This window comes from Sphingomonas sp. FW306-05-A, from assembly GCF_058782275.1.
Genome location: NZ_JBYSXN010000003.1, coordinates 31,253 through 57,489 on the forward strand (window position 1 = coordinate 31,253; position 26,237 = coordinate 57,489).

Sequence of the window (26,237 nt, forward strand, 5' to 3'; positions counted from 1 at the left end):
CGGATGGCAACGTCCTGCGCGATCAATGGCTAAGCTTTGATGATTTGGCCCCCTTGATCGCTGCGGCGCATCATGGTCTGTGATGCGTCCGAGCGGTGCTCTCCGCCGATCCATTTCCGTCTCCCGTCTGCCAAAGGATGCCCGATGCGTTCAAAGTCCTGCCTGTTCGTCGCGCTCGCTTCGGTTGCAGGATTCGCTGCCGCGCCGGTCTCCGCCAAGACGGTCGTCGTCACCGCGGCACACATGATCGATGTGCTCGGCGGCAAGCGCGTCGACGATGCGCAGATCACGGTGGTCGACGGGCGGATCACCGCGATCGGACGGCGCGGGGATGCGATTCCGGCGGGCGCGGAGCGGATCGACCTGGGCAACCGCACGGTGCTGCCCGGGTTGATCGACATGCACGTCCATCTGACCAGCGACCCGACCTTGAGCGGGTATCGCGGGCTGGAATTCACCGACAGCTACTGGACCGTGCTCGGCGTCGCCAACGCGCGCAAGACGCTCGACGCGGGCTTCACCACGGTGCGCAACGTCGGGTCGAGCGATTATGCCGACGTCGGGCTCAAGCAGGGGATCGAGCGCGGTGAGATCCCCGGCCCGCGGATCGTGCCAGCGACCTATGCGCTCGGCGTGACCGGCGGACATTGCGACGCGACCGAATTCCCGCCGTCGATCACCACCGCCGCGCCGCAGATCGCCAATTCGCCCGAGGGCTTCCGCGCGGCGGTCCGCACGATCCGCAAATATGGCGCGCAAGTGGTCAAGGTCTGCATGACCGGCGGCGTGCTCTCCAAGGGCGATTCGGTCGGCGCGCAGCAATTGAGCTATGACGAGATTAAGGCGATCGTCGACGAGGCGCACATGCTCGGGATGCGCGTCGCGGTCCATGCGCACGGCACCGAGGGGATCAACGTCGCCTTGCGCGCCGGGGTCGACACGATCGAACATGCCAGCCTCGCTGATGCCACCTCGTTCAAGCTCGCCAAGGAGCATGGGGCGTGGTTCGACATGGATATCTATGACGACGACTATATCCTCGCCGAAGGGGCGAAGAACGGCGTGTTCCAGGAGAGCCTCGACAAGGAGCGCGCGGTCGGCCTCAAGCAGCGCCAGACCTTCCGCGCGGCGCATGCGGCGGGAGTGAAGATGCTGTTCGGGACCGATGCGGGGGTCTATCCCAACGGCAACAACGCGCTGCAATTCGCCAAGATGGTCGAATGGGGGATGACCCCGATGGAAGCGATCCAGTCCGCCACGAGCAGCGCCGCGCAAGCGCTCGACCGCACCGCCGACGTCGGCGCGATCGCGGTGGGGCGCTACGGCGATCTGGTCGCGGTGGACGGCGATCCGCTGGCGGACATCCGGACGCTCGAGCGCGTGGCGTTCGTGATGAAGGGCGGCGTGGTCGTGCGCGGGGGGAGTGCGTCAACGGAGGGCTGATTGCCTAAAGCCCCTCCCCTTCAGGGGAGGGGTTGGGGGTGGGGCGGTGCCTCGCAGAGAGGTAAGTTCTGCTGGACTCCCCCACCCCAACCCCTCCCCTAAAGGGGAGGGGCTAAGTCGCGTCCCGCCACGCCGCGATCACTTCCCCGCACGCCGGAATAAACCGCACCATCGCCTCCAGCGGCTCCCCCGCCTGCCACGTCCGCAGCGCCGCGATCGGGCCGCCGTGCGCAATCACCAGGGTCGTGCCCGACGCAGGCAACCGCCCCCATGCCGCCCGCGCCCGCTCAGACAAGTCCTGCCCGGTCTCGCCGCCACCGGGGCGAAACCCTGTCGGATCGGTGACCATCCGGTCCATCAAATCCCCGGTTTCGCGCCAGATCGCGTGCCACGTCCGCCCCTCCCAGGTGCCGAAGTCGCGCTCCAGCCATCCGGCATCCGCGGAAACCGGAATCGCGCGACCCCGCGCGATTATCTCCGCCAGCCGACGCGTGCGCAGCGCGCCCGAATGGACGATCGCGTCGATCGGGCGGGTCGCCAGCTGGTCGGCAAGCGCTTGCGCCATGGCGGTACCCGCGCGGCTCCACCCCATGTCGGATCGGCCATAGCAGCGCTTGCGCCACGCGAGCGTGACGGGCGGGTGCCGCAGCAGCAGCACCGCTGCGCTCACGCCGCCACCGCAAGGAGCACCACGAGCTGCCCGACATAGGCCGCAAACCCGAGGCAATCCCCCGTACTCCCGCCGATCCGCCGCCGCAGGAACCGTGCCAGCCACCACAGGAATATCTCGCCGACGAACAGGCTCGCCGTGATCGGAACGAGGTGCGACACCGCGAGCGGCACGATCCCCGGCAGCGCCAGCACGACGGCGAGCGCCACCCGGCGCGGGGGCACCAGCCCGGCGCGGACCGCCATGCCGTCGCTGCGCACCGGCGCGACGACCCCTGCGAGCGCCACCGCCCACAGCCGGCCCATCGTCGCCGCGCCGACGATCGCCGCGACCGCGACCGGCGCGGGCAGTGCGACCATCGCCGCCAGCCGCAACCCCACCGACAGCCCGAGCCCGAGCGTGCCATACGTGCCGATCCGGCTGTCCTTCATGATCCTGAGTGCGCTCTCGCCGTGCGCGGTGCCGCCGAACGCATCGCAGAAATCCGCGACCGCATCCTCGTGGAACGCGCCGGTCAGCAACGCCTCGACCATCAGCGCGAGGATCGCCGCGACCAGCGGCGGCCACACCGCCCCCGCGCCTGCGAACACCCCCGCCGTCACCAGACCGATCAGCGAGCCGACGATCGGCAACCACGCCATCGCGCGCGCGAGCCCATCCGCCGCCTGCTCCGCCGAAAGCCGCGCAAGCACCGGCACCGGCAGCCGCGTCAGGAATTGCAGCGCGAGCAACGGCGGGGCCCAAAGTGGCGCGCGCGTCATGTCAGTCCGCCCGGTCCGCGCCGATCGTGTCGAGCCGTGCGACGTCGGTAAGCAAAGCGGCGGCGGCATCGAGCAACGGCAGCGCGACCAGCGCGCCGCTCGCCTCGCCCAGCCGCATTTCCCATTCGAGGATCGGCGCCAGACCGAGTGCTGCAAGCGCCGCGGCGTGCCCCGGTTCGGCCGAGCGATGCCCCGCGATCATGCTGCGCACCGTGCCCGGCGCGAGCCGCTCGGCGATCAGCGCGGCGGCGGTGGCGACATAGCCGTCGAGCAGGAGCGTGCAGCCGAGTGCGCCGCCGCGCGCGTAAAACCCCGCCATCGCGGCGATCTCATAGCCGCAGACATCGGCGATCGCGCCGGTCGCGTCGGTGTCCATGAGCGCACGCGCGCGCGCCACCGCCGTGGTCACGACCCGCGCCTTGGTCGCGCGCGTCGCATCGTCCGCCCCCGCGCCACGCCCGACCGCCGCATCGCCATCGAGCCCGGTCAGCAGCGCGGTGAGGCACGCGGCGGGCGTGGTGTTGCCGATCCCCATCTCGCCCGCAATCAACAGCGCGGCCCCTTCCGCAACTGCACGGTCCGCTTCGTCCACGCCGACCTGCCACGCCGCGTCGAACTGCGCGCGCGTAAGCGCAGGGCCGTGCGCCAGACTCGCGCTGCCGTCGCCGATCCGGGCATCGCAGAAAAACGCGGGGGGATCGACCGGGCGCGGCCCTGCGACGCCGACATCGACCAGCCGCAACGGGCAATCGTTCGCAGCGGCCAGCGCATTGCTCGTCGCTGCACCCGCGAGGATCGTGCCGACCATCATCCCCGTCACCGCGGAGGGCCAGGCCGACACGCCATCCGTGACGCAGCCGTGGTCGCCCGCGAACAGCACGACACGGCGGGGCCGGGTGCGCGGATCGATCCGCCCCTGCGTCAGCGCGAGCGCAACCGCGATCTCCTCGAGCCGCCCGAGGCTGCGGCGCGGCTTGGCGAGCGCGTCGAGATGCGCCCACACGGCCTGTTCGTCGATCATCCGGCATCCTTTGCGATGGTGAGCAGCGCGTCGACATCGACCACGCGTTCGAGCTCCAAGGCGATCGCGTCGAGTGCGGCGTCGATCGTCTCACGCCGGTCGAGCCCGTCCGACACCGCGCCGAGGCTCGCGACGAGCCACGCGCGGGCTTCCGGCTGATCGAACAGGCCGTGGACGTAGCAGCCGCCGATCTGTCCGTCGCGCGCGGTCGTCCCGTCGTGCGCCCCGTCGTCGAAGCGCAGCAAGGGCGGTGCCGAGGACTCCACGGTCGTGACGCCCGCGTGAATCTCGTATCCGGTAAAGCGCGCCTCCGCGTCCGCGAACCGCCCGCTGATCGGGCGGGTGCGCTTGTCGGCATGGATCACCGTGCCGATCGGGAGCAGGCCCAGTCCCGCGACCGATCCGGAGTCGCCCTCGATCCCGTCCGGATCGGCGATCGTGTTCCCCAACATCTGATACCCGCCGCAAATCCCGAGCACCCGCCCGCCGCGGCGGACATGCGCGGCGAGATCCACGTCCCACCCCTGCGCGCGCAGAAAGGCGAGGTCGGGAATCGTCGCCTTGGTCCCGGGCAGGATCATCAGAGCGGCATCGCCGGGGAGCGGTTGCCCCGGCGGGATCATCGCGAGCCGGACGCCGGGTTCGTGCGCGAGCGCGTCGAAATCGTCGAAATTGGCGATCCGCGACAGCATCGGCACCGCGATCAGCGGGCCCGCGCCATCGCCGGTATCGCGTCCGAGCGCGACCGCATCCTCCGCCGGCAGCCGCGCCGCGTCCGCAAGCCACGGCACGACGCCGAGGCTGCGCCATCCGGTGCGCTCCACGATCGCGGCGAGGCCGTCGTCGAACAGCGACACGTCGCCACGGAACTTGTTGATCAGGAACCCGCGGATCATTGCGGCATCGGCGGGGTCGATCACCGCCTGCGTGCCCACCAGCGCGGCGATCACGCCGCCGCGATCGATGTCGCCGACCAGCACGACCGGCACTCCGCCTGCGCGCGCAAACCCCATGTTGGCGATGTCACCGCGGCGCAGGTTGATCTCGGCGGGCGACCCCGCGCCCTCGACCACGACGATGTCCGCCTCCGCGCGCAGCCGGTGGTAGGCCGCGAGCACTTGCGGGAGCAGCTCGGGCTTGCGCCGCCAGTAATCGCCCGCGCGCATCGTACCCTGCGCCTTGCCGCGCACCACCAGTTGCGAGGTCCGGTCGCTCTGCGGCTTGAGCAGGACCGGGTTCATGTCGACGCTCGCCGGTATGCGCGCGGCGATCGCCTGCAACGCCTGTGCGCGGCCGATCTCGCCGCCATCGGCGGTGACGGCGGCGTTGTTCGACATGTTCTGCGGCTTGAACGGCGCGACCCGCAGTCCGCGATTGGCGAATACGCGGCACAGCCCCGCGACCAGCACCGACTTGCCAACGTCCGACCCGGTCCCCTGCAACATCACGCCAGCCATGCGATCCCCCCGACGATCAGCCATAGCGGTCCGCACGCGACCCGGTAGATCCGCAGCGCGCGTGCCAGATCGTGCGCACCGGGGCGGGAGCCGCGCCCGAGGATCGCGCGCATTGCTGGCTCGCGATCATAGCTGACGGGGCCGCCCAGCGTGCGCCCGAGCGCGCCCGCCATCGCGGCTTCGGGCCAGCCGCCATTGGGCGAGGCATGGCGTCGCGCATCGCGCAGCATCGTCCGCCAGCCGCCGCGCCCCGCCAGGCAAAGCAGCACGCCCGACAGGCGGGCGGGGAGCCAGTTGACGCCATCGTCCGCGCGCGCGGCGGCCCAGCCGAACCAGAGGTGGCGCGGCGTGCGGTGGCCGATCATCGAATCCGCAGTGTTGATCGCCTTGGCCGCGAACAGGCCCGGCAAGCCCAAGAGCAGGAACCAGAAGGCGGGCGCGACGACGCCGTCGCAGAAACTCTCTGCGAGGCTTTCGATCGCGGCGGTGGCGACGCCCGCTTCGTCGAGCGTATCGGTGTCGCGGCCCACGATCATCGCGACCGCATTCCGCGCCCCCGGCAGATCCCCCGTGGCCAACGGACGCAGCACGGCACGGACGTGATCGTCGAGACTACGTTGCGCGAGGCCCGTCGTGCAGACGAGCACGACGACCGCCAGCCCCCAGCCATGGCCCGCAATCCGCTCAATCCCGGTGCCGAGGATCGCCGACGCCCCGATCAAGACGCCGAGCAACGCGATCCCGCCGAGCCGCTGCCGCACCGCGTCGCCGCGGTTCCAGCGCCGTTCGAGCGCGTCGATCAGCGCCCCTACCGCCATCACCGGATGCCACCAGCTTCTCGGATAGCCGAGCGCGGCTTCTGCGATCAGCATCGGGAGCAGCAGCGCGGCATGGTTCACCGCGCGATCGGCAGGATGAAACGGTGGCCCGCGGGCGTCAGCCCGATCTCGACGTCGACGCCATACGCCTCGGCGATCAGCGGCGCGGTCAGCACGTCCTCGGCAGGCCCCGCGGCGACGACCCTGCCGCCCCGCAGCAACACCGCATCGTCGGCGACGCGCGCCGCCAGATGCAGGTCGTGCAGCACCAGCACGACGCCGCTCCCCGCATCGGCAATGCTGCGCAACCTCGCGAGCACGTCGAGTTGATGCCCGGGATCGAGGCTAGCGAGCGGTTCGTCGGCGAGCAGCCAGTCGGGCTCCCCCGCCAGCACGCGCGCGAGCAACGCGCGACCGCGCTCGCCGCCCGAGAGATGCTCGACGCCCTGGTCGGCGAGCCCGGCCATGTCGGTCGCCGCCAGCGCGCGCGCGACCGCGTCGCGGTCCGCAGCGGTCTCGCCCCAGCGCCCGCGATGCGGCAGGCGTCCCAGGCCCACCAGCGTCGCGACATCGATGTTCCAATGCACGTCCGCCGCCTGTGGCAGCAGCCCGATCGCGCGCGCGCGCACCCGCCGGTCGATCCGCTGCACGTCCTGCCCGTCGAGCGTCGCCGCCCCGTCGTCGGGCTTGCGCAACGCGGCGAGGCAATCGAGCAGCGTGCTCTTGCCCGCGCCGTTCGGCCCGAGCAGCGCGGTCACCCGCCCGCGGCGGAAGGTGTGGCTGACGGAATCGAGGATGCGCTTGCCGTCCAGCGACAGGCCGATCCCCTCGGCGGCGAGCACGCTCATGCGAGCCTCCGGCGCATGCGGATCAGCAGGTAGAGGAAGAACGGCCCGCCCAGCATCGACATCGCGATCCCGAGCCGCAACTCGCTCACCGTCGGCGCGAGCCGGACGAGGCTGTCCGCCACCGTCAGCAGCACCGCCCCGCCGAGCGCAGAGGGGAGCAGGATCGCGGACGGCCGGTTGCCTGCGAACGGGCGCACCATATGCGGGACGATCAACCCGACGAACCCGATGATCCCCGCCGACGCCACCGCCGCGCCGACGCACAAGGCGGTGCCCGCGATCACGACGAGCTGCAACCGCCCCGGATCGACCCCGACCGACCTCGCCGCCTGTTCGCCGAGCGTCAGCGCATCGAGCGACCGCGCAGTGGTCGCGAGCAAGGCCGCCCCGACCACGATCAGCGGCAGCGCGACCCTGACGTCGTCCCAGCTGCGATCGGTCAGCGCCCCCATCAGCCACGTCACGATCTGCGACGTGACGAACGGCGTCGGCGCAAGGCTGATCGCGAGCGCGGTGAGCGAGCCCGTAATGCTCGTCAGGATCATGCCTGCGAGCGTGAACAGGATCAAACTCCCCGATCGCCCCGCGATTAACGCGAGCAGCGCCATCGTCACCCCGGCCCCGGCCAGCGCGAAGGCGGGCAGCAACCACAATTGCACCGCATAGCCGAAATAGAGCGACACCACCGCGCCGAACGCCGCGCCCGACGACACGCCGAACAGCCCGGGATCGGCAAGCGGATTGCGCAGATACCCCTGCATCACCGCCCCCGACAGCCCGAGCGCACCCCCCACCAGCAGCGCGAGCAAGGTGCGCGGCAGCCGCAGTTCGACGATGATGATCGAGCGTGGATCGGTGGCGGTCCAGGCATCGAGCGGGACCCAGATCTTGCCCGAGGCGACCGACAGACCGGCCGCCAGCACGAGTGCGATCACCAGCCAGAGCGTGAGCCGGGTCATGCCGCGAACCCGCTGCGCACTTGCCGCAACCGCGCCATCGCGTCGATGATCGTCGGCCCGCCGCAGTTCATCAGCCGGGTCGGGTAGGGCGCGACCGCGATATGCTGCGCCAAACGCCGCACCGCCGGATGCGACGTCACCCGATCCTCGCCGGTCTCGGCGGCGGCGGTCGACAGCAATACGCGCGGCGGTTTGGCGATGAGATATTCGAGCGGCAGCACGTCCCATTTCTTGAGGCCATAGGCAGCACTCATGTTGCGGAACCCGCCACGCCGGAGCAATTCGTCGGGAAGCGTCCCGCTGCCGGGGACGAGGCCACCCGACTGCCAGATCAACGCCGAGACCGGCGTGGCGCGCGATGGCGTCGCCGCCGCCGCGATCCGCGCGGCCAGCGCCGCGCCGCGCTCCGGATGCCGCACGGCGGCGGCGATGTCGCGCACCTGCGTGATGCTCTCCGCCACGCTTTCGGGCACCTTATATTGTACCAGCGTGATGTGCAGCCGCTTGAGCGCGGCGACGGTCGCGGGCTCGGTATGCGGGCCGGTCAGCACCATGTCGGGGCGGAGCGCGACGACCTCTTCCGCGGTTCCCGAGGTCGCATGGAAGCGATTGGCGATGCCGAGCGGGATCGAGGTCGCGCGCGGGTCCTGCGAATAATGGCTGATCCCCGCGATCTGCGCGGGGTCGGCGACCCGCACCAGCACCGCGTCGATACACGGGTTGATCGACACGATCCGCGGCGGGCGCACCGGCGCGGCGGAGGTCAGCAGCGCCGCCAAGATCGGCAAGGCGAGCAATCGGATCAAAACTCGACGCCCTTCTGCGCCTTGAACCCGGCGTTATAGGGGTGCTTCACTTCGGTGAAATCGGTGACGAGGTCCGCGATTTCGAGCAGTTCGGGCTTCGCGCCGCGCCCGGTGATGCAGATATGCTTGGTCAGCGGGCGATCCTTCAGGAACGCGACGATCTCGGCGATCGGCAACGTATCGTCGCGCAGCACGATGTTGAGTTCGTCGAGGATCACGAACTCGATTCCCGGATCGAGGATCATTGCCTTCGACCGCTCCCATGCGGCGCGCGCGGCGGCGATGTCGAGTTCTCGGTCCTGCGTGTCCCAGGTGAAGCCTTCGCCCATCACCTCGAAGGTCGCGAGATCGGGGTAGGCTTCGAAGAAGTTGCGCTCGCCCGTCTCCCACTTGCCCTTCACATATTGCAGGATCGCGACCTTCATCCCCCAGCCGATGCTGCGGATCGCCATCCCGAACGCGGACGAGGACTTGCCCTTGCCGTTGCCGGTGTGGACGATCAGCAGCCCGCGTTCGAGCGTGCGGCGCGCCTGCATCCGCTCGCGCGCGGCGGCGATGCGCTTGCTGCGGGCGTTGTGGCGGGCAAAATCTTCCGGGGTTTCGGTCGTCATCGGATGAACTCCTCGAGCGCGGTGGCGAGACGGACGAGACCTGCCGCACCGCGCGGCAGGCCGATGCGCAGCCGGTCGGGCTGGTCGGCGAAGGGACGAGTCAGGATGGCATGATGCGCGAGCGTTTCGAACAGCTTTGTCGCACCGTCGCATGCAATCAGCCGGAACAGCGGTGCGTGGCCGACGACGTCGAGGTCCGCATCGCGCAGCACTTCGTCGAGCAAGCCGCCCGTCTCGGTGATGCGCGCCTGTTGTGCGCGGTGCCAGTGCTGGTCGCGATACGCCGCGGTGCCGATCGCGATCGCCGCGGACGACACCGGCCAGTCGCCGAGCAACGCCCGCAGTCGCGGCGCATGATCGGTTCCTGCGATGACGAACCCTAGCCGAAGCCCGGGCAGGCCGTAGAATTTCCCGAACGAGCGCAACACGACGAGGCGGTCGTCGGCATCCGGGCACAGGCCCGGCGCGGGGTCGGCATAGGCTTCGTCGACCACCACGGTCATCCGCTGCGCCAGGGTGCGGAGCAGCGCGGGATCGGTGACGCGTCCATCCGGGTTGGCCGGGCTGGCGAGGACGAGCAGGTCGGCGTCCCCCACGCCGCCATGCTCCCGCGCGGGGGAACCGCTCGCAACGCCACGCAGCGCGTCCGCGAAGATCGCCACCGCGTCAGGCCATGCCGCGAGATGCCCCGCATAGCCCGGCCGCACCACGCACGGCCGCCGCGCAGCGATCACCGGCGCGAGCAGCCGCATCGCGAGGTCGCTCCCCGGCACCGCGACGACCCGCGCCGGATCGGCTACCCCGAACGCCTCCGCCGCGGCTGCCTCTAGCGCCGCGATCGCGCCCGGTTCGGGGAGCTGCTCCCACCCGAGCTGCACGTCCGCGACCGGCCACGCCCAGGGCGCGATCCCGGTCGACAGGTCGATCCATTCGTCTCCGCCGAACATTGCACGCGCGGCGTCCACGCGCCCGCCGTGCGCGTGGAACAGGGCAAGATCGCGCGCGCGCAACGCTCAATACGTCAGGCGGACGCCGCCGAAGGCAGCGCGGCCGGGCTGACCATATTGGTAGATCGTCTGGTATTTCGTATCGAACACGTTCTCGACCCGCCCGAACACCTCGACCTTCTTCGTAACCGGGAAGGACGCGCGCACGTCACCCAGCACATAACCATCGAGCCGCCGCGCGTTCGATGCGTTGTCGAAACTGTCCCCGACCGACGTCAGCGTCGCGCCGGTCGTCAGCCCGAAGCTCCAGCGGTAATCGGCGTTGACCGTGATGCTCTGGTTCGGCCGCCGCGCCAGCTTGCGCCCAAAGGTGGCGGTGCCGGCGGAACGGTCGACCGCATCGAGATAGGTGTAGCTCGCGCTCACCGTCAGCGGCTCGACCGGACGCAACAGCAGCGTCAGTTCCACCCCCTGCGCCCGAGTTCGTGCGATATTGTCATAGGTGCCGAACGGGCGATCGGCACAAATCCCGGTCAGGGCCGCGTCGCATGACACGAAGGTGATGAGATCGGACGAGTTGCGACGGAAGTAGGTCGCGCTCGCTTCGACCGCGCCGTTCAGCGCCTTTTGCGTTACCCCGGCATCCCAGCCGTCCGAGCGTTCCGGGCGCAGCGCCGTGTTCCCGTATTCGCTCTGCAACTGGTACAGCGTCGGCGCCTTGAAGCCTTCCGAATAGCTCGCGCGCAGGGTGGTCGCGCCGCCATTGGGCGAATAGACGCCGCTGCCCGAAAAGGTCGTCGCGCCGCCGAACACATTGTGGTCGTCATGCCGCACGCCGCCCGTCGCGGTCAGCCCGGTGATCGGGGTGACGGCCAACTGGCCGTAAACGCTGAACAGCCGCGCCCGGCCGCGCGTGACCGGCCCGCCGTAGCTCGACGAGGAAAAGCGCGACACTTCCCGCTCCGCGCCGAAGGTCGCGAACACCGCCGAGGTGACGTTCGCGGTCCCCTGATATTCCAGCCGGTCGTTGCGGCCGATCCCGCGGAACGTCTCGGTCGGGTCGCCATCGGGGTCGATGTTGCGCCGGTCGGTGTCGGTATGCGCATAACCGAAGCGGTTGCGCAGACGCCCGTCGAACAAGGCGGCGTTGAGCCCGGCATAGCCCAGCCATTGCTCCACATCGCCATATTCGCGCGTGTCGCCGAAGGTGAAGTTGGGCGGCGGGAAACCGTCGATGTCGGTCCGGCTGTTGGTATAGAAACCGCGCAGGTCGACCGAGACGTCGCGGGCCAGCGCGATCCCCAGGCTGCCGTTTGCGGCATAGTTGCGGTACCCGTCCCGCTCGGTGCCCGGGGCATAGGCCGAGATCCCGTCGGTGCTGTAATAGCCGCCGCCGAGGCTTGCCGAGACCGGCCCGACCTTGCCCGAGACGTTGGCGAACCCCTGCGCGGTGCCATAGCCGCCGCCCTCGGCGCGCGCGTTGATCGCGATCTGCTCGGTCGGCTGGCGGGTGATGAGATTGACGACGCCGCCGATCGCCTGGCTGCCCCACAGCACCGATTGCGCGCCGCGCAGCACTTCGATCCGCTGGATGTTGCCGATCAGCAGATTGCCGAAGTTGAACCCGCCACCGGGGGCGGAGGGATCGTTGAGCTTGATCCCATCGATCAGCGCGACGGTCTGGTCGCTGTCCGCGCCGCGGATGCTGACCGAGGTGGTCGTGCCGATCCCGCCGTTGCGCACAACGGTGACGCCGGGCGTCTGGCGCAGCAGGTCGGACACAACGACCGCCTGGCGCTCGGTGATCGTCGCGGTGTCGAGCACCGTGACCGACTGGCCGACGGTCTCCGCCGGGCGCGCCGCGCGGTTGGCGGTGACGACGATATCCTGCGATGCGTTAGCGGCTTGCTCCAGCGTGGCGGTGGATTGCGCGCTCTCGGCAAACACGGGCGCGGCGGCGGCGATGCTCGGCAACAGGATCAGATAGGCACAGGTCTTCACGGATTTTCCCCTTCGCAACAGCTACGGGGGCACGCACGGCGCTGAATCGGAATTCCGCTTTCCGCCCCGCGCACGACCCCAACCACGTCGTCTCACGAGGAAAACCTCGATCGCGCGGCACACCCCGGCCGGACGAAGGACAACCGCGACAGGCAGGTCTCCTGGCTCCCGGGTCGTCGTCTGGCTCGGCCTTCCCGAATCCGGAGATCCAGTGGCGCACGAATGGAGCAAGACTCGCCGGTCACAGTTGCGGGGACAGCCCCGGATGACGCGCGTGCCCGCGCGCTTCCGGGTTCCCTTTTCATCCCATCTCTGGGAACCTGTCGCATCGGCGCGTCTAGAGCGCGCTTTGGGCAAGGGCAAGATGTGACACGGACGACACTATTCCTGGGCGGTGCCCGCTCTGGCAAGAGCCGCTTGGCGCAGCAAACGGCGGAGGCCTGCGCGGGACCGCTCGCCTATCTCGCCACCGCCGAGGGCCGCGACGGCGAGATGGCGGACCGGATCGCGCGGCACCGCGCCGACCGGGGCGAACGTTGGCGCACGGTGGAGTGCCCGCTCGCGCTGCCCGCGGCGATCGCTTCGGTCGAGACGGGCGCGGTGCTGGTCGATTGCCTGACGCTGTGGCTGTCCAACCTGATGCTCGGCGAGCATGACATTGCGGGGGCGACGGACGATCTGCTGGGTGCCATCGCGGGGAGTCCGCTGCCGATCGTGATCGTGACGAACGAGGTGGGGATGGGGATCGTCCCCGATCATCCGCTCGGCCGCAGCTTCCGCGATGCGGCGGGGCGGCTCAACCAGGCGGTGGCGGGGCAAGTCGATGCGACCTATTTCGTCGCGGCGGGGCTGGTGCTTCCGTTGCAGCGGTTTCCCGGCTGAGAGGGCGACGGTCTTGGGAGTCCGGCCCCTCCCACTACCGTTCGCCCTAAGCGCAGTCGAAGGGCCGCCCACCACGCAAACCGAGGCTTGCGGGGGAGAGGGGCTTCGACTTCGCTCAGCCCGAACGGATTGGGGGTGGCGAGCAGGAACAAGCGCCCCGATGGGTTCGGGCGACCGAACAGGCTGGCGATCACCCTCGAAACACCTTGGCCTAGCCGTGAACCTGAACGCTGAACCGCACCGTCCGCGGCGAACCAGGAAACACCCACACCGGGCTGTACGAACTTTGTGCATAACGCGCATCGAACAGATTGTCCGCTTCGACCCGAAGCGAGACATGCCGCGACACGCCGTATTCGGCGGACGCCTTGGCCTTCACGTAACCCGGCAGCACCAGCCCGCTCGCATCGATCGCGCCCGCACGGTCGCCGACATAGGCCACCCCCGCGCTCCCCGACAGGCCGAGCCCGGGCGTGGGACCGAACCGCCCGAGCACGAACACGCCGCCGCTATGCTCGGGCACGTTGAGCACGCGGTCGGTCGCGAAGGTGGCGTCGTCGGTGCGCGCGCGAGTCCAGGCGTAATTGGCGACGACCTGCCAGCGCGGCCCCAGCTTGAGCGATCCGTCGAGTTCGATGCCCTTGCTCGACAATTGCCCGACCGGCGCGAGATAGCCGGGGTCGGTCGGGTCGTTGGTGAGGATGCCGCGTTTGGTGATGTCGAACCACGTTGCCGCGACGTCGATCCCGCGCCAAGCCCCGGAGACCCCGACTTCATAGCCCTTGCCCGTCTCCGGCCCGAAGCCGGTGCCGAACCGGTCGGTGCCCGAGTTGAGCAGGAAGCTCTCCCCCCAATTGGCGTGGAGCGCGACATGCTCAGCGACCTGATAGCGCGCGCCGACCCGGCCGTTCACGGGGGCATCGACGCGCCGCACGGTGAGCCCGGTGCGCAGATTGGCGAGCCGCTGGCGGTACGGATCGACGCGAAGCCCGCCCGACAGCGTCAGCCGTTCGGTCGCTTCCCACATGTCCTGGACATAGACCGTTCCCGCCCAGCGCTTCTCGCGATTGTCGACGAACGGGATCGGGGTCGGCCCCGGCATGCCGTAGACCGGCGTGTCGACATTGATCGCATAAGGCGCGGCGGCGGTCGGGGTGCGGCGGAGGTAGCGGTCCTGATAGTCGAGATAATAGCCCTTCACGCCGACAGCGACGCGATGCGCGCCGATCCGCCCGGACAGTTCGGCGCGCGCGGACAGGTCGTCGACCGCGTAATCGCGCTGGCGGCGTTGCCGCCACAGCGTGCGGTCGTCGGGGCGGAGCTGGACATGATCCGATGAGAACCCCGTCAGCGTTCCCGTGCGATAGGCGACTCCGCCGTTCAACGACCAGCCATTGCCCAGCCCGAACACGCCGGTCACTTGATGCCGCTGGTTGCGGAAGCGCGTCAGTCCGTCGCCGGGCTCGCCATAGAAACGGGTGCGCGGCACGGCATTGGCGTCGCCGCGGATCGCGGGGATCCCGCGGTCGAACGGCGCGTCGAACCGGGTGATCTCGCCGACATAGGTTAGCTGCGCAGCGGCGGACGGCGACCAGCGCAGCGACGGCGCGACCACGCGGCGGCTGAGCGTCACGAAATCGCGCCAGCCGTCGCTGTCCTCGCCCGCGACCACCAGCCGCGCCGAAAGCGTGCCGGTGAGCGGCCCGGTCGCATCGAGCTCGACTCGCCGCGTGTCGAACGACCCGTAGGTGAAGGTCGCCGACGCGGCCGCCTTGGATTGCGGAGTCTTGCTGACGATGTTGACGCGCCCGCCCGGATCGATGTCACCGAAGATCGCGCCCGACGGTCCCTTGAGCAGCTCGATCCGCTCGGCCGTCGCCGGGTCGCGCGGCGGCGCGAGGCCGCGGTTGGCGAGGAAGCCATCGACATAATATTCCGCCCCGCCATCGGGCGTCCCGAGAAACCCGCGGATCGCGAAATTGTCGAGGAAGCCGCCGCGATTGTTCTGGTTGCTGACCCCGCTGACGAGTTCCAGCGCGTCCGCCAGGCGATACGTGCCCGCCGCGCTCAGCAAGTCGCGTTCGATCGACCGGCTCGATTGCGACATGCGCTCGGTGATCGCGTCCGACGACAGCGCCCGGTCGACGCTGGTTCGGCGCGTGCCCAGAACGACGATGTCGGCGCTGCCGTCCGCGCCCGCATCATCCCTGATTTCGGGGACGGACGTTTCCACCGGCGGTGCCTCGCGCGGTTCCGCTTCGGCGGGCGCGAACGGGAGCGACGACATCGCTGCGGCCAGGAGATGATAGCGCAAGGCTTGCCTTTCGGGATATGTTGTACCATCCCCTTTCGTATGAACCCGACCCTGTCAAGCGCATCGCGCGATCCCGCACCGATCGCGCAAGTCCCCGTAACCCAGGCGCTATCGTCGCATCGTATCGGGTCGATCGATGCGTTGCGCGGGCTGGTGATGCTGCTGATGCTGGTCGATCACACCCGCGAGTTCTTCTATTTCCACGCGCAGGTCAGCGACCCAATGACCCTTGCGACGACGCCGCCCGAGCTGTTCTTCACGCGCTTAACCGCGCATTTCTGCGCACCGGTGTTCCTGCTGCTGACCGGGCTCGCGGCGTATCTGTACGGGGCCGCGAAAGGCGGGGCGGGCGCGGCATCGGCGTTTCTGTTCAAGCGCGGGCTGTTCCTGATCGCGCTCGAACTGACCGTGGTCAGCTTCGCGTGGAGCTTCGATCCGACCCCCAAGCTAATCTACCTCCAGGTCATCTGGGCGATTGGCGTGGCGATGATCGCGCTTTCGGGGTTGCTACATTTGCCACGGTGGGGGCTGATCGCGCTCGGGCTGGCGATCGTGCTCGGGCACAATCTGCTCGACGGGATCGAAGCGCCGGTCGGATCGGCGTGGCACGTCCCCTGGGCGATCCTGCACGACCGCGGCCTTATCGATCTGCCGTGGGGCGCGCAGGCGCGGACGTCCTATCCGGTGCTGCCGTGGATCGGCGTGATCCTGCTTGGTTATGCGATCGGGCCGTGGTTTGCGCGAGCGGTGACGCCTGCGGTGCGCGGACGCCGGCTGGTCGGCGTGGGGGTGGTGGCGCTTGCGCTGTTTGCGCTGCTGCGCGCCACCAACGTCTATGGCGATCGGACGCCGTGGGTAAGTGGGCCGGATGCGCTGTCGACGACGATGAGCGTGCTCAACCTCACCAAATATCCGCCGTCCGCCGATTTCCTGCTGGTGACGCTGGGGCTGGGCTTGCCGTTGCTCGCGGTCTTCGAGCGGTGGGGCGGGGGTTTGGGCAAGGGGCTCGCGGTGTTCGGTGGCGTGCCCTTGTTCTTCTACGTGGTGCATCTGTACGCCCTGCACGGTCTCAATCGCGCGGTCGGTCTGGTCGTGCCGCATGACGCACCGCTGGTCAGCGTCGGCAACGTCGCGAGCCTGTGGCTGATCGCGGCGGCGGTCGCGGTGCCGGGGTGGTTCGCGTGCCGTGCGTTCACGCGAGTCAAGCGGACGAGCGGACAGGCGTGGATGCGCTATTTGTGAAGCGGACAGGGCTGGCCTCCGCGGCGGCCAAAGGGCATCCCGGCGCAAGGACTTGCACGGGAACATGACGATGACGCGATGGATCGATGCGCACCAGCACTTCTGGTCGCTGACGACGCCCGGGCATGAGTGGCCAACCGCCGCGGAAGCGCCGATCCACCGCGACTTCGGCCCGGACGACTTGCTATCGTCGCTCGACGGCCTCGACCTTGCGGGAAGCGTGCTGGTCCAGTCGCAGCCGACCGACGCCGATACCGACTGGATGCTCGCGCTGGCAGAGCGGACGCCGCTGGTGCGCGCGGTGGTCGGCTGGGTCGATCTCGCCGATCCCGCTGCGCCCGATCGCATCGCTGCGCTGGCGGCGAACCCATTGTTGCGCGGCCTGCGCCCGATGCTGCAGGCGATCGAGGATAGTGACTGGCTGCTCGGCGAGGCGCTTACCCCTGCGATCGCGGCGATGCAGGCGGCGGGATTGCGGCTCGATGCGCTGGTCCAGCCGCGCCATCTGCCGATGCTCGCGCGCTTCGTCGAGCGCTGGCCCGATCTGCCGATCGTGATCGACCATGCCGCCAAGCCGTTCGCCGCGACTGGCACGCTCGACCCGTGGCGCGAGCACATCGCGACGCTCGCCGGGCTTGGGGTGCAGTGCAAACTGTCCGGGTTGCGGACCGAACAGGCACCCGGTCAGCCCGCGGACGACCTCGCGCCTTATGTCGCGCACCTCGTCGACGCGTTCGGGCCGCGGCTGATGTGGGGGAGCGACTGGCCGGTCGTGCGGCTGTCGGGGGACGATTGGCGGCGCTGGCACGACGATGCGCTGCGGATGGCGCGCGCGGTGGGCGCGGACATCGACCGGTTGTTCCACGGTGCGGCGGTCGATTTCTACGGGCTGGAGGGGGACGGCCCGGCCTGATCCCCCCACCCCGTTCGCCCTGAGCGCAGTCGAAGGGCACCGCCACACTAGCTGAGGGCTTGTGGGGAGACGGGGGCTTCGACTTCGCTCAGCCCGAACGGGGAGGGGGGAGCAACCCTAGCCCAGCGCCGCCTGCTTCTCTTCCGCCAGCCGGTCGAGCTCGGCGCGGGTCTTCTTTTCGCTCGCGGTCTTGAGCTGCCCGCATGCCGCGTCGATGTCGCGCCCGCGCGGGGTGCGGACCGGGGCGCTGATCCCGGCGTCGAACACGATGTTCGAGAACGCCTTGATCCGCTCCGGGGTCGAGCATTCATAGGGCGCGCCCGGCCACGGGTTGAACGGGATCAGATTGACCTTCGCCGGCAGGTCGTAGAATTTGAGCAACCGCACCAGCTCGCGCGCATCCGCGTCGCTGTCGTTCTTGTCTTTAAGCATCACATATTCGAACGTGATCCGCCGCGCATTGTTCGCGCCCGGATAGTCCGCGCACGCCTGCAGCACTTCCTCGAGCTTATACTTGCGGTTGATCGGCACGATTTCGTCGCGGATCTCGTTGGTGACGGCATGGAGCGACACCGCGAGGTTGACCGAAATCTCCTCCCCCGCGCGCGCCATCAGCGGCACCACGCCCGAGGTCGACAGCGTGATCCGCCGCCGCGACAGGCCGATCCCGTCGCCGTCCATCACGATCTTCAACCCGTCGCGGACATTGTCGAAATTATAGAGCGGCTCGCCCATCCCCATCATCACGATGTTGGTGAGCATCCGCCCCTCGGGCTGGCTCGGCCATTCGCCCAAAGCATCGCGCGCGAGCATCACCTGCCCGACGATTTCGCTCGGGCTGAGGTTGCGCACCAGCCGCATCGTGCCGGTATGGCAGAAGCGGCAATTGAGCGTGCAGCCGACCTGGCTCGACACGCACAAGGTGCCGCGGTCCGCATCGGGGATGAACACCATCTCGTAATCATTGCCGTCGTCGGTGCGCAGCAGCCACTTGCGCGTCCCGTCAGTCGAAACCTGCGCCTCGACCACTTGCGGGCGGCTGATCGTGAAGCGCTGCTCGAGCCACGGCTGCATCGTCTTTGAGATGTCGGTCATCAGCGAAAAGTCGGTGACGCCGCGATTGTAGATCCAGTGCCACAATTGCTTGGCGCGCAGCTTCGCCTGCTTGGGGTCGAGCTGCGATGTTTCTAGCGCCATTCGCAGATCGAGCTTGGACAGGCCGAGCAGATCGATCCGCCCATCGCTGCGCGGCACCAGCGCGCGCGGCACGGGTACGGGGTCGATATGCCCCGGAATGGGCATGGCGTAGGCTGGTGCTGTCTGCATGGGGCTGCACATAGGGGAAAATGGCGGGATTTTCTACTCCCTGTGGGGGGGGGGTGATCTGGGCGTTGCGGCGGGGGCTTGCAGGATGTGACGGTCTTCGGATGGCATTGGTCCAGAGGGTGCCGTCGCGACGCTGGTTGCCCGCCGTTTCGAAAAAAAACACATCGTTCGCTAAAGTGCCGAGGTTCGACACAGTCGAAATATGGCACTTTGCGACAGCGTTGCGGGGGCTGATGCTTGCATCAGGCATTCGGTGTAGCGCTTCCCCGGCGAAGGCCGGGGCCCAGGAGAAAGGCAGAAGAGTGCGAGCGATTGCGCTTCGTTACCTCCACCTCCGCTACTGGGCCCCGGCCTTCGCCGGGGAAGCAATGCGGGGAAAGCGATGGTTGCAGCGTTCCGCCGCCACACGCTGGTGCCTCGATGACGGCTTGCATACGCTGGAGGCCAATTTCCACCTCCATGTCGGAATTAATCGCGTCGTCTCGAGATGCGCGGCCTCACGTCCTACGAATATCTTGCACGCTTTTGGACAAACGATTCCAGCCGAATTGAGATCGACCGTATCTCTACACTCCGGGACCAAACGCTTGGGTGGGCGGATCGACTAGATCCGAGCCGGATCTCAGATTCGAGCCCCCAAGGGAATCCCGTTTATGGATCCCGATCTTGAGGTTTTGGCAAACTTGCGTTTGTCCCAATATTTTGCCGCTGCCCACGTCGCTAGAACCGAAGTTATCGTGATGGCTATATAACCAAGCCAACCCAACCCGAGCTGTTGCCATATATAGAGACCGATGAATGTCGCCACAGTGCTAAATAAAAATGCGTTTAGACTGTGCCGACCGATCAGAGCGGCCGATCGAAGTATCAGGCTATCTAGGTGGTTTCTCAGAACCGTAACCACCCCGGCATAAAGTAAAACGACCAATATGGCATGCGCTGCTCTTGCCGGCCCAAGAGTCCCGTGATCAGCGAGCGGAATGCGCGGGAGATCCAGTACGATCTTCAGTGTTCCTATCAACGCAAACAGAGCCAGTGATGCCCAGAATATCCAGCGCTGTTTTTCGAGTAAGGCAAAGACGCGATCATGCAGCCGGACGCTGCCACCCGCCATGGCGACGAAGAATATCACCTGCCACGCCAACGGGTGGAGTGACCAAGCGCTTTTCTCAAGGGGGTTAGGCGAACCGCCCAGTTCAGGGTAAATCCGCACAAAAACCTGGAATGCAAGGTATACCGTCATTGATGTCGCTACCAAAATCAGTGGTGAGCGACGAATAAGCCACACTGCTACTGGACTTATCAAAAGCAACGTAACGTACAAATGCAGAACATTGAGTATAAAAGGACCGTAGGTCAGGACCGAAAAATAAGCCGCAGCTTGTAATGGAGCTGTCGTCAACGGTGTAAAGTTGGTTGCTGCATTAAACTGTTGATTTGTCGCAAATGTAGATAGTACCGCCGCTATGAAAAGTGCGAAGTTCCATGCGTAAAGTTTTGTAGCTCGGACAAACAACAGCGCCGTCGCATTAGGTTTATTTACATAGACCATTCCAACCATGTAGCCCGACAATGCTACAAATATTTCCGCCGCGGACGAAAGTGAAACGGTCGTCGCAGTCGGTATTTGAGGGCCCGTCATTCCAAGCTCTGCCGACAGAAACGAAAAATGGTTGATAATGATGGTAACCATTGCAAAGCCGCGTATCGTATCGATCCTACTATCACGCGCCATGCAAAAAACACTTCCGGATCAGATGTTTGTTTGAAGACGTTGGTGGCAGCATGCGATGGCCGGGTCAATATGGTTAACGTTGCGAACGCAAGCTCGGTCGACGCAGTCGTGGGACTGTTGCAGACGTTCACCACGATGAGGAGCGTTCAGCAATGACGATCAAGCTTGCGATCGTTGCGGTGTTTACTTGCGCTGCTTGCCATGCAGGGGAGACTGAACCACCCCAGCGCGTGAACATCGAGGTGACTGGCTCTCCGCAGTGCCTTGCCAGCGTGGTAGGCCTTCTTGATCTTCCTGCCGCCACGATGCCCGTTTGGTCAGGGCGATTTGGAAGGATGGAGTTTGGACCCGTCGAGGCTACGGGGTTCTCCAGGGTGGTCGGCTTGCTCCGAACCACGAAGTGCGTTCAAGCAATCCGACAGCGGCCCTGTGCTACTAGGCTGTCCGATCTCGATACATGTAATGCACCAAAGCGGCGCAGTTGACGTCGGCTTTGCATCACGGTGCGACGTTCAGACGACAGGAACAGGATCGCCGTGCACGAAAAGTCACCGGCAGCCTTTGGTCACGTAAGCGGACGCACGAAAACGTCCGTAAGCGAGGCTCAATGGTTCAAGCATGTCATCGGCGTTTGTGACGAGCGCCGCATGACAAACACAGAAGGGGCCGCCAACGCCCCTCCCGGAACATTGGCGGCCTTCTCATACGCCGAAGCGACGGACCAATCAGGCCGCGGCGAAGGAAACCGCCGTCTGGCGACGGCGATAGCGCAGCCCTGCACCTGCGAAGCCGAAGCCGATCAGCATCATCGCCCAGGTTGCGGGCTCGGGGACGGCGGCCATGGTGCTCACGCTGAAACCGCCGAGCTTGAAGGCATCATATGCCTTGCCGCCGTCGGGCGTAGTTGCGCTGATCATCCAGACGTTGCCGAACGCCTGGTCGCCCAGCGCGATCCCGCGCGATCCGCTCGCACCGGTGCCGATGGACGTCGCGGTTCCCTTGAACGCGCTCGCGAGGCTGGCATAGCTGTATCCGTCGATCGGCAGCGTGCTGTTCCAGGCGGCGGTGGTCGATCCCCAGCCGAGCAGCGCGTTATTGTCGGGCGCATAGCCGTTGAACGCATAGCTGTTGAAGACCGCCGAGGTCAGCTTCACGGCCTGGTCGAACTGCAGCAGAAAGAAATCGGTGCCACCGGAGCTGTCCGCCTGGTGGGTGCCGTTCGCGCCGGTCTCGTTCCGGTTGATGATCCCGAGGCCCGCGGTGCCGTAGGAGCCGACCGCGCTATTGTCGATCACGCCGTTGATGCTGGACCAACCGGTGACCTTGACGTTCAGCTTCCCGCTGCCGTTGGTTGCGGTATAGATGCGTCCCGCGTCGCTGCTGCCGGTATTACCGGCGGTGGTGGTCGATACCAGGAAACTGGTGGCATGGGCGGGGCCAGCGGCAAGCATTGCAGCGGCAAAGGCGAAGGCGATCTGTTTACGCATTACACTATCTTTCGTCGGCGGTTTGGCTGGGACCGTATTTCTCCAAAAAAGGGGGCTGATCAACTTGACAGCTTAGTTAACAGGATCCTGAATTGAGACGGAATTTGGTAAACTCGGCGTTAGCCATGTCGGTTACGTTTCCCGATCTGTTTTGAGCGCTCCTGTGGCGCTGGTATGATTCGCTCGGAGATTCGCGCTATAGCTTACCTTGGTGTCGTAATTCCGGTCGGCGTGACGACGATCGTGTCGGCAATCCTCGCAAATATGCGCTTACGCCACGAATTGCGGCTGCCGATACAATGGTGGCTGGACGGCCGGGTCACCTGGAGCGCGCCGCGGCCTGTGGCGCTGGCGTTCGTCCCGGTGCTGGCGACGGGCGTGCTGGGGGTTGTGGCGGTCCTGTCGCAGACGCTTCCGCCGCGCGCCGGGCAGGAGGCGCTCGTGTGACCGGTGATGTTCGGGAGTGGCGCGCTGTTGGTCGCGATCCAGCTCCTCCACAACAGCCTCATCGTGCGAACCCTGCGCCACTCCGACGGCTGACCTTGCGACCAGGCATTATCGTATGGTTATCAACCGCTTGGCGTAAATATCCGCCTGACGCTCCCGTCCTGCGTCTGTGCAACCATAGCGACGTTTGACCCGCCCTGCGCGCTACCGTCCGAGGCAGGCCAGCGCCGCTGCGTCGATCGCCGTCGCGGCTCCACGCAAGGCATAGACGTCGGCGAACGGCGTGCCGCTACGACCCAGCGCCTCCACGCTCATGCTGCGGCTGGCGCGGATCGCCGAGACGATCGCGGCGTCGGTGCGCGTGTCGGGGGCCCATGCGTCGGCTGCGGAGGCGACGAGGTCGAAGCGGCGTTCCCCGACCGACAGCGTGACGCGGGCCTGCGGATTGCGTGCGCGGCTGAGCCGGAGGTGGATCTGATTGCGCGCACCGCCCCCCGATCGCCGATCCGGGAAGGAGGCGATGCTCGCGAACGGGCGCCAGCGTTCCGCACCGCCGGCGGTGACCGGCTGGGCGATCGCATAGCAGCGTGGCGGGCTGGCATCCGCGAATGCGCCCCAGCGATTGAAGATGCCGATCGTCTCGCGCGCGCCACCGTTCGCCATCGGGGCGGCGGCAACGGTGGTAGCGGCGGTGATGATAACGGCAGGCGCTGCGACCAGCGCGAGCGCCGTCAGCGCCCGGCGGCTCACGCCGGGGCATGCCCCGCGCCGCGGTGGACCAGCGTCTCCTGCCCGCGCTCGATCAGCACGAGCGACCCCTGCGGAAGGCCCGGGGCGGCGGGTGCGCCATAGCCGGGCAGCTCGGGTGCGCCGGTCATCACCCCGCGCAACACCCGGCTGGAGATCCCGTGCATGATGACGAGCCGGTCACCCGGATCGTCCTGCGTGTCGGCAAGCCAGCCCGACACGCGCGCCGCGATCGCGGGATAATGTTCGCCGTTCGGGGCGGGGTGAAGCAGACCGGTGGTGCGGTCGACCACTTTCAGCCCTTCCGCCGCGAGGTCCGCATAATAGCGCCCGGCCCAGTCCCCGGTCCCGATTTCGACCAGTCGCGAGTCGGTTTTCGCGCCGTGCCAGTCGAGTTCGAGGTGTTCCGCGATCACCGCGAGCGTCTGCAACGCGCGTCCGGTCGGCGATGCCCATAGCGTCAGCGCAGGTTTCGCGCCTAATTTTGTCCGAAGCGCACGTCCCATCTCCTCGGCCTGCGCGAAACCTGCGCGGGTGAGCGGGGTGTGCGGGTGCTCGCCCTGTAACCGTCCGGCCGCATTGAAGACCGTTTCGCCGTGCCGCGCGATGTAATCGCGGCCGCTCCGTGGCGAGATGTTGGCGGTTTGCGACAGCTTCTGGGCGTTGGAATCCATGGCCGCGTCTTCAACCCCGTGTGGCCCAAAAGCAACGGATTTCCGCGTTTATCTGAGGTTCATGCAAGCCCCCGGCGGAGCGCCTATCTGAGCCTTCCCCGCCGCACACAGGCTCACACAGCGGCGGGCGAACACCATTGGAGTACCCCCTATGCGCAAGATCGTCCTCACCGCCGCCGCAGCCGCTTTCGGTCTCGGCATGGCAGCCCCCGCACTGGCCCAGGACGGCCCGCCCCCTTCCGACCGCGCGTTCAACGGCCCGCGCGCCGGCGTCCTGCTCGGCTACGACAATCTCAAGCCCGGCAGCACCGAGGATTCGAGCATCCGCGGCGACCGCGGTGCCGACGGCCTGACCTATGGCGGCGACATCGGCTATGATTTCGATAACGGCAGCCGGATCGTCTACGGCATCGAAGGCGAAGTCACCGGGTCGACCAGCAAGGTCACCAACAATCCGGTCGACGCAGCGGCGCTCGGCTATGGCCGCGTCAAGGCGGGCCGCGACTTCTATGTCGGTGGCCGCGTCGGCTACAAGCTGACCCCGGCGACGCTGCTGTACGCAAAGGGTGGCTACACCAACGCCCGCCTCGACCTGACCGCGAACAACGGCACGGTCACCACCGGCGAGCATTACACGCTTGACGGCTACCGCGTCGGCGCGGGCCTCGAGCAGGCGATCACGCCGCGCACCTATGCCAAGGTCGAGTATCGCTATTCGAACTACGGCAATGCGCGTCTCGAGTTCGCGAATGGCGCGAACACCAACAACTTCGGCGTCGATACGGACCGTCACCAGGTCCTGGCCGGAGTTGGCTTCCGCTTCTGATCCGGTCGGTTATGACCGAGAAAGAGACGGCCCGCGCCTGATTTAGGTACGGGAAAGAGGGGTCGGGGCGCTTGCTCCGGCCCCTTTTATGTTTAAGGAAAGGCACACGGCGAATTGCCCCCGGTGCGCACCGGAACGGGCTGAAAATGGGGCAGCGGCCCGGGGGAACGGCATGAAGGCGACGATCGAACGCGCAACCTTGTTGAAGGGGCTTAGCCACGTCCAGTCGGTGGTTGAGCGGCGCAATACCATTCCAATCCTGTCCAACGTCCTGATCGAGGCGACCGCCGAGGGCGGCCTCAAGCTGATGGCGACCGATCTGGATCTCCAGATCAACGAGACGATCGCAGCCGCGGTCGACCAGCCCGGCTCGACCACCGTGTCGGCGCACACGCTGTTCGACATCGCGCGCAAGCTGCCCGAGGGCAGCCAGGTCTCGCTCAGCGCGGCCGAGGGCAAGATGACGATCATGGCGGGGCGAGCCAAGTTCCAGCTCGGCACGCTGCCGCGCGACGATTTCCCGGTGATCGCCGAGGGCGAGCTCCCGGTCAGCTTCGAGCTGCCCGCCGAGACGCTCAAGCAGATCATCGACAAGACGCGCTTCGCGATCTCGACCGAGGAAACGCGTTATTATCTGAACGGCATCTTCTGGCACGTGTCGGAGGATCCGCTCCCCGTGCTCAAGGCCGCCGCGACCGACGGCCACCGCCTTGCGCGCGTCACGATGCCGCGTCCGGATGGCGCCGAATCGATGCCCGACATCATCATCCCGCGGAAGTGCATCGCCGAGCTGCGCAAGCTGCTCGACGAGATCGACGGGTCGGTCGGCGTGTCGATGTCGCCGACCAAGATCCGCTTCGATCTGGGGCAGGCGCTGCTGACGTCCAAGCTGATCGACGGGACCTTCCCGGATTACAGCCGCGTCATCCCCACCGGCAACGACAAGATCCTCAAGATCGACCCGCGCAGCTTCGAGGAAGGCGTCGACCGCGTCTCGACGATCGCGACCGAGAAGACCCGTGCGGTCAAGATGGCGCTCGATCGCGACAAGATCATCCTGTCGGTGAGCTCGCCCGAAAACGGCACCGCGGCGGAGGAAGTCCCCGGCGACTACACCGCGCTCGGCTTCGAGATCGGGTTCAACAGCCGCTATCTGCTCGACATCCTCGGGCAGCTCGATGGCGACACGATCGAGGTTCACTTGGCCGATGCCGCCGCGCCGACGCTGATTCGCGAGAATGACAAGTCCGCGGCGCTGTACGTGCTGATGCCGATGCGCGTCTGAACCTTTGGCGGGAGCGC

The 26,237-nt window shown here is 67.3% G+C and carries 24 protein-coding genes and 1 riboswitch; of the genes, 7 read left to right on the forward strand and 17 right to left on the reverse strand.

Annotated elements, in window-relative coordinates; all coding sequences use genetic code 11:
• The first annotated feature begins 144 nt into the window (after positions 1–144).
• The gene (locus tag AC3WJR_RS16465) at positions 145–1,443 is read left to right on the forward strand and encodes a Xaa-Pro dipeptidase (protein ID WP_492726260.1); all 1,299 of its coding nucleotides are present in this window, start codon (positions 145–147) and stop codon (positions 1,441–1,443) included.
• Between the two features lie 112 nt (positions 1,444–1,555).
• Here AC3WJR_RS16465 and AC3WJR_RS16470 read toward each other — a convergent pair whose 3' ends face one another.
• Genes AC3WJR_RS16470 through AC3WJR_RS16520 form a run of 11 tightly spaced genes read right to left on the reverse strand, consistent with a single transcriptional unit; the run spans position 1,556 to position 12,342 of the window.
• Positions 1,556–2,113, reverse strand: a complete 558-nt coding sequence (locus tag AC3WJR_RS16470; RefSeq protein WP_492726262.1) for a histidine phosphatase family protein — start codon at positions 2,111–2,113, stop codon at positions 1,556–1,558.
• Positions 2,110–2,874, reverse strand: a complete 765-nt coding sequence (gene cobS / locus AC3WJR_RS16475; protein WP_492726264.1) for an adenosylcobinamide-GDP ribazoletransferase — start codon at positions 2,872–2,874, stop codon at positions 2,110–2,112. The genes AC3WJR_RS16470 and cobS overlap by 4 nt, the downstream gene beginning before the upstream one ends.
• Before the next feature lies 1 nt (position 2,875).
• Positions 2,876–3,895, reverse strand: coding sequence for a nicotinate-nucleotide--dimethylbenzimidazole phosphoribosyltransferase (cobT, locus tag AC3WJR_RS16480; RefSeq protein WP_492726265.1), 1,020 nt, complete (start codon positions 3,893–3,895; stop codon positions 2,876–2,878).
• A complete protein-coding gene (locus AC3WJR_RS16485; RefSeq protein ID WP_492726267.1) occupies positions 3,892–5,352 on the reverse strand; it encodes a cobyric acid synthase in 1,461 nt (486 codons plus the stop codon). The genes cobT and AC3WJR_RS16485 overlap by 4 nt, the downstream gene beginning before the upstream one ends.
• A complete protein-coding gene (gene cbiB, locus AC3WJR_RS16490) occupies positions 5,340–6,251 on the reverse strand; it encodes an adenosylcobinamide-phosphate synthase CbiB (protein ID WP_492726268.1) in 912 nt (303 codons plus the stop codon). The genes AC3WJR_RS16485 and cbiB overlap by 13 nt, the downstream gene beginning before the upstream one ends.
• A complete protein-coding gene (locus tag AC3WJR_RS16495) occupies positions 6,248–7,018 on the reverse strand; it encodes an ABC transporter ATP-binding protein (RefSeq protein ID WP_492726270.1) in 771 nt (256 codons plus the stop codon). The genes cbiB and AC3WJR_RS16495 overlap by 4 nt, the downstream gene beginning before the upstream one ends.
• Positions 7,015–7,977, reverse strand: a complete 963-nt coding sequence (locus tag AC3WJR_RS16500) for a FecCD family ABC transporter permease (protein ID WP_492726272.1) — start codon at positions 7,975–7,977, stop codon at positions 7,015–7,017. Before AC3WJR_RS16500 ends, AC3WJR_RS16495 begins: the two co-directional genes overlap by 4 nt.
• A complete protein-coding gene (locus tag AC3WJR_RS16505; protein WP_492726274.1) occupies positions 7,974–8,783 on the reverse strand; it encodes an ABC transporter substrate-binding protein in 810 nt (269 codons plus the stop codon). The genes AC3WJR_RS16500 and AC3WJR_RS16505 overlap by 4 nt, the downstream gene beginning before the upstream one ends.
• Positions 8,780–9,394: a cob(I)yrinic acid a,c-diamide adenosyltransferase gene (gene cobO, locus AC3WJR_RS16510; RefSeq protein WP_492726276.1), complete on the reverse strand. Its 615-nt coding sequence runs from the start codon at positions 9,392–9,394 to the stop codon at positions 8,780–8,782. The genes AC3WJR_RS16505 and cobO overlap by 4 nt, the downstream gene beginning before the upstream one ends.
• Positions 9,391–10,404, reverse strand: a complete 1,014-nt coding sequence (locus AC3WJR_RS16515; RefSeq protein ID WP_492726278.1) for an aminotransferase class I/II-fold pyridoxal phosphate-dependent enzyme — start codon at positions 10,402–10,404, stop codon at positions 9,391–9,393. Before AC3WJR_RS16515 ends, cobO begins: the two co-directional genes overlap by 4 nt.
• A gap of 3 nt (positions 10,405–10,407) precedes the next feature.
• The gene (locus AC3WJR_RS16520) at positions 10,408–12,342 is read right to left on the reverse strand and encodes a TonB-dependent receptor plug domain-containing protein (protein WP_492726280.1); all 1,935 of its coding nucleotides are present in this window, start codon (positions 12,340–12,342) and stop codon (positions 10,408–10,410) included.
• Positions 12,343–12,476: 134 nt separating this feature from the next.
• Positions 12,477–12,681: riboswitch (cobalamin riboswitch) on the reverse strand.
• A 27-nt stretch (positions 12,682–12,708) separates the two neighbouring features.
• On the opposite strand from AC3WJR_RS16520, the gene cobU reads away from it, so the two are divergent.
• On the forward strand, positions 12,709–13,224 hold the full coding sequence (gene cobU, locus AC3WJR_RS16525; RefSeq protein WP_492726282.1) for a bifunctional adenosylcobinamide kinase/adenosylcobinamide-phosphate guanylyltransferase: 516 nt from the start codon (positions 12,709–12,711) through the stop codon (positions 13,222–13,224).
• 211 nt (positions 13,225–13,435) lie between these two features.
• Here cobU and AC3WJR_RS16530 read toward each other — a convergent pair whose 3' ends face one another.
• Positions 13,436–15,538: a TonB-dependent siderophore receptor gene (locus tag AC3WJR_RS16530; RefSeq protein ID WP_492726284.1), complete on the reverse strand. Its 2,103-nt coding sequence runs from the start codon at positions 15,536–15,538 to the stop codon at positions 13,436–13,438.
• A 39-nt stretch (positions 15,539–15,577) separates the two neighbouring features.
• Between AC3WJR_RS16530 and AC3WJR_RS16535 the strand changes: the two genes are divergently transcribed.
• Together AC3WJR_RS16535 and AC3WJR_RS16540 are read left to right on the forward strand one after the other, a co-directional pair.
• Entirely contained in the window at positions 15,578–16,780 is a 1,203-nt protein-coding gene (locus AC3WJR_RS16535) for an acetyltransferase domain-containing protein (RefSeq protein WP_492726286.1), read from the forward strand.
• 64 nt (positions 16,781–16,844) lie between these two features.
• On the forward strand, positions 16,845–17,693 hold the full coding sequence (locus AC3WJR_RS16540; RefSeq protein WP_492726288.1) for an amidohydrolase family protein: 849 nt from the start codon (positions 16,845–16,847) through the stop codon (positions 17,691–17,693).
• A gap of 117 nt (positions 17,694–17,810) precedes the next feature.
• On the opposite strand, the gene rlmN is transcribed toward AC3WJR_RS16540, so the two are convergent.
• The 3 genes from rlmN to AC3WJR_RS16555 all read right to left on the reverse strand — a co-directional run bounded on the left by rlmN (position 17,811) and on the right by AC3WJR_RS16555 (position 22,241).
• On the reverse strand, positions 17,811–19,019 hold the full coding sequence (gene rlmN, locus AC3WJR_RS16545) for a dual-specificity RNA methyltransferase RlmN (RefSeq protein WP_492726290.1): 1,209 nt from the start codon (positions 19,017–19,019) through the stop codon (positions 17,811–17,813).
• Positions 19,020–19,641: 622 nt separating this feature from the next.
• On the reverse strand, positions 19,642–20,754 hold the full coding sequence (gene opgC, locus AC3WJR_RS16550; RefSeq protein ID WP_492726292.1) for an OpgC domain-containing protein: 1,113 nt from the start codon (positions 20,752–20,754) through the stop codon (positions 19,642–19,644).
• A gap of 725 nt (positions 20,755–21,479) precedes the next feature.
• A complete protein-coding gene (locus AC3WJR_RS16555) occupies positions 21,480–22,241 on the reverse strand; it encodes a PEPxxWA-CTERM sorting domain-containing protein (protein WP_492726294.1) in 762 nt (253 codons plus the stop codon).
• A 174-nt stretch (positions 22,242–22,415) separates the two neighbouring features.
• Here AC3WJR_RS16555 and AC3WJR_RS16560 point away from each other — a divergent pair, with 174 nt between their 5' ends.
• On the forward strand, positions 22,416–22,688 hold the full coding sequence (locus tag AC3WJR_RS16560; RefSeq protein WP_492726296.1) for a hypothetical protein: 273 nt from the start codon (positions 22,416–22,418) through the stop codon (positions 22,686–22,688).
• A 204-nt stretch (positions 22,689–22,892) separates the two neighbouring features.
• Here AC3WJR_RS16560 and AC3WJR_RS16565 read toward each other — a convergent pair whose 3' ends face one another.
• Entirely contained in the window at positions 22,893–23,438 is a 546-nt protein-coding gene (locus AC3WJR_RS16565; protein ID WP_492726299.1) for a hypothetical protein, read from the reverse strand.
• Positions 23,435–24,109: a histidine phosphatase family protein gene (locus AC3WJR_RS16570; RefSeq protein WP_492726301.1), complete on the reverse strand. Its 675-nt coding sequence runs from the start codon at positions 24,107–24,109 to the stop codon at positions 23,435–23,437. Before AC3WJR_RS16570 ends, AC3WJR_RS16565 begins: the two co-directional genes overlap by 4 nt.
• 151 nt (positions 24,110–24,260) lie before the next feature.
• Here AC3WJR_RS16570 and AC3WJR_RS16575 point away from each other — a divergent pair, with 151 nt between their 5' ends.
• Together AC3WJR_RS16575 and dnaN are read left to right on the forward strand one after the other, a co-directional pair.
• Positions 24,261–24,935: an outer membrane protein gene (locus AC3WJR_RS16575; protein WP_354283277.1), complete on the forward strand. Its 675-nt coding sequence runs from the start codon at positions 24,261–24,263 to the stop codon at positions 24,933–24,935.
• Positions 24,936–25,107: 172 nt separating this feature from the next.
• The gene (gene dnaN / locus AC3WJR_RS16580; protein ID WP_131530146.1) at positions 25,108–26,220 is read left to right on the forward strand and encodes a DNA polymerase III subunit beta; all 1,113 of its coding nucleotides are present in this window, start codon (positions 25,108–25,110) and stop codon (positions 26,218–26,220) included.
• The last annotated feature ends 17 nt before the right edge of the window (positions 26,221–26,237 follow it).

Bases quoted from the DNA above. Each gene is read 5' to 3' on its own strand.
- AC3WJR_RS16465 (WP_492726260.1), top strand. From the start codon at position 145: ATGCGTTCAAAGTCCTGCCTGTTCGTCGCGCTCGCTTCGGTTGCAGGA.
- cobS (WP_492726264.1), bottom strand. From the start codon at position 2,874: ATGACGCGCGCGCCACTTTGGGCCCCGCCGTTGCTCGCGCTGCAATTC.
- cobT (WP_492726265.1), bottom strand. From the start codon at position 3,895: ATGATCGACGAACAGGCCGTGTGGGCGCATCTCGACGCGCTCGCCAAG.
- AC3WJR_RS16485 (WP_492726267.1), bottom strand. From the start codon at position 5,352: ATGGCTGGCGTGATGTTGCAGGGGACCGGGTCGGACGTTGGCAAGTCG.
- AC3WJR_RS16495 (WP_492726270.1), bottom strand. From the start codon at position 7,018: ATGAGCGTGCTCGCCGCCGAGGGGATCGGCCTGTCGCTGGACGGCAAG.
- AC3WJR_RS16500 (WP_492726272.1), bottom strand. From the start codon at position 7,977: ATGACCCGGCTCACGCTCTGGCTGGTGATCGCACTCGTGCTGGCGGCC.
- cobO (WP_492726276.1), bottom strand. From the start codon at position 9,394: ATGACGACCGAAACCCCGGAAGATTTTGCCCGCCACAACGCCCGCAGC.
- AC3WJR_RS16535 (WP_492726286.1), top strand. From the start codon at position 15,578: ATGAACCCGACCCTGTCAAGCGCATCGCGCGATCCCGCACCGATCGCG.
- AC3WJR_RS16540 (WP_492726288.1), top strand. From the start codon at position 16,845: ATGACGATGACGCGATGGATCGATGCGCACCAGCACTTCTGGTCGCTG.
- rlmN (WP_492726290.1), bottom strand. From the start codon at position 19,019: ATGCAGACAGCACCAGCCTACGCCATGCCCATTCCGGGGCATATCGAC.
- opgC (WP_492726292.1), bottom strand. From the start codon at position 20,754: ATGGCGCGTGATAGTAGGATCGATACGATACGCGGCTTTGCAATGGTT.
- AC3WJR_RS16555 (WP_492726294.1), bottom strand. From the start codon at position 22,241: ATGCGTAAACAGATCGCCTTCGCCTTTGCCGCTGCAATGCTTGCCGCT.
- AC3WJR_RS16560 (WP_492726296.1), top strand. From the start codon at position 22,416: ATGATTCGCTCGGAGATTCGCGCTATAGCTTACCTTGGTGTCGTAATT.
- AC3WJR_RS16570 (WP_492726301.1), bottom strand. From the start codon at position 24,109: ATGGATTCCAACGCCCAGAAGCTGTCGCAAACCGCCAACATCTCGCCA.
- AC3WJR_RS16575 (WP_354283277.1), top strand. From the start codon at position 24,261: ATGCGCAAGATCGTCCTCACCGCCGCCGCAGCCGCTTTCGGTCTCGGC.
- dnaN (WP_131530146.1), top strand. From the start codon at position 25,108: ATGAAGGCGACGATCGAACGCGCAACCTTGTTGAAGGGGCTTAGCCAC.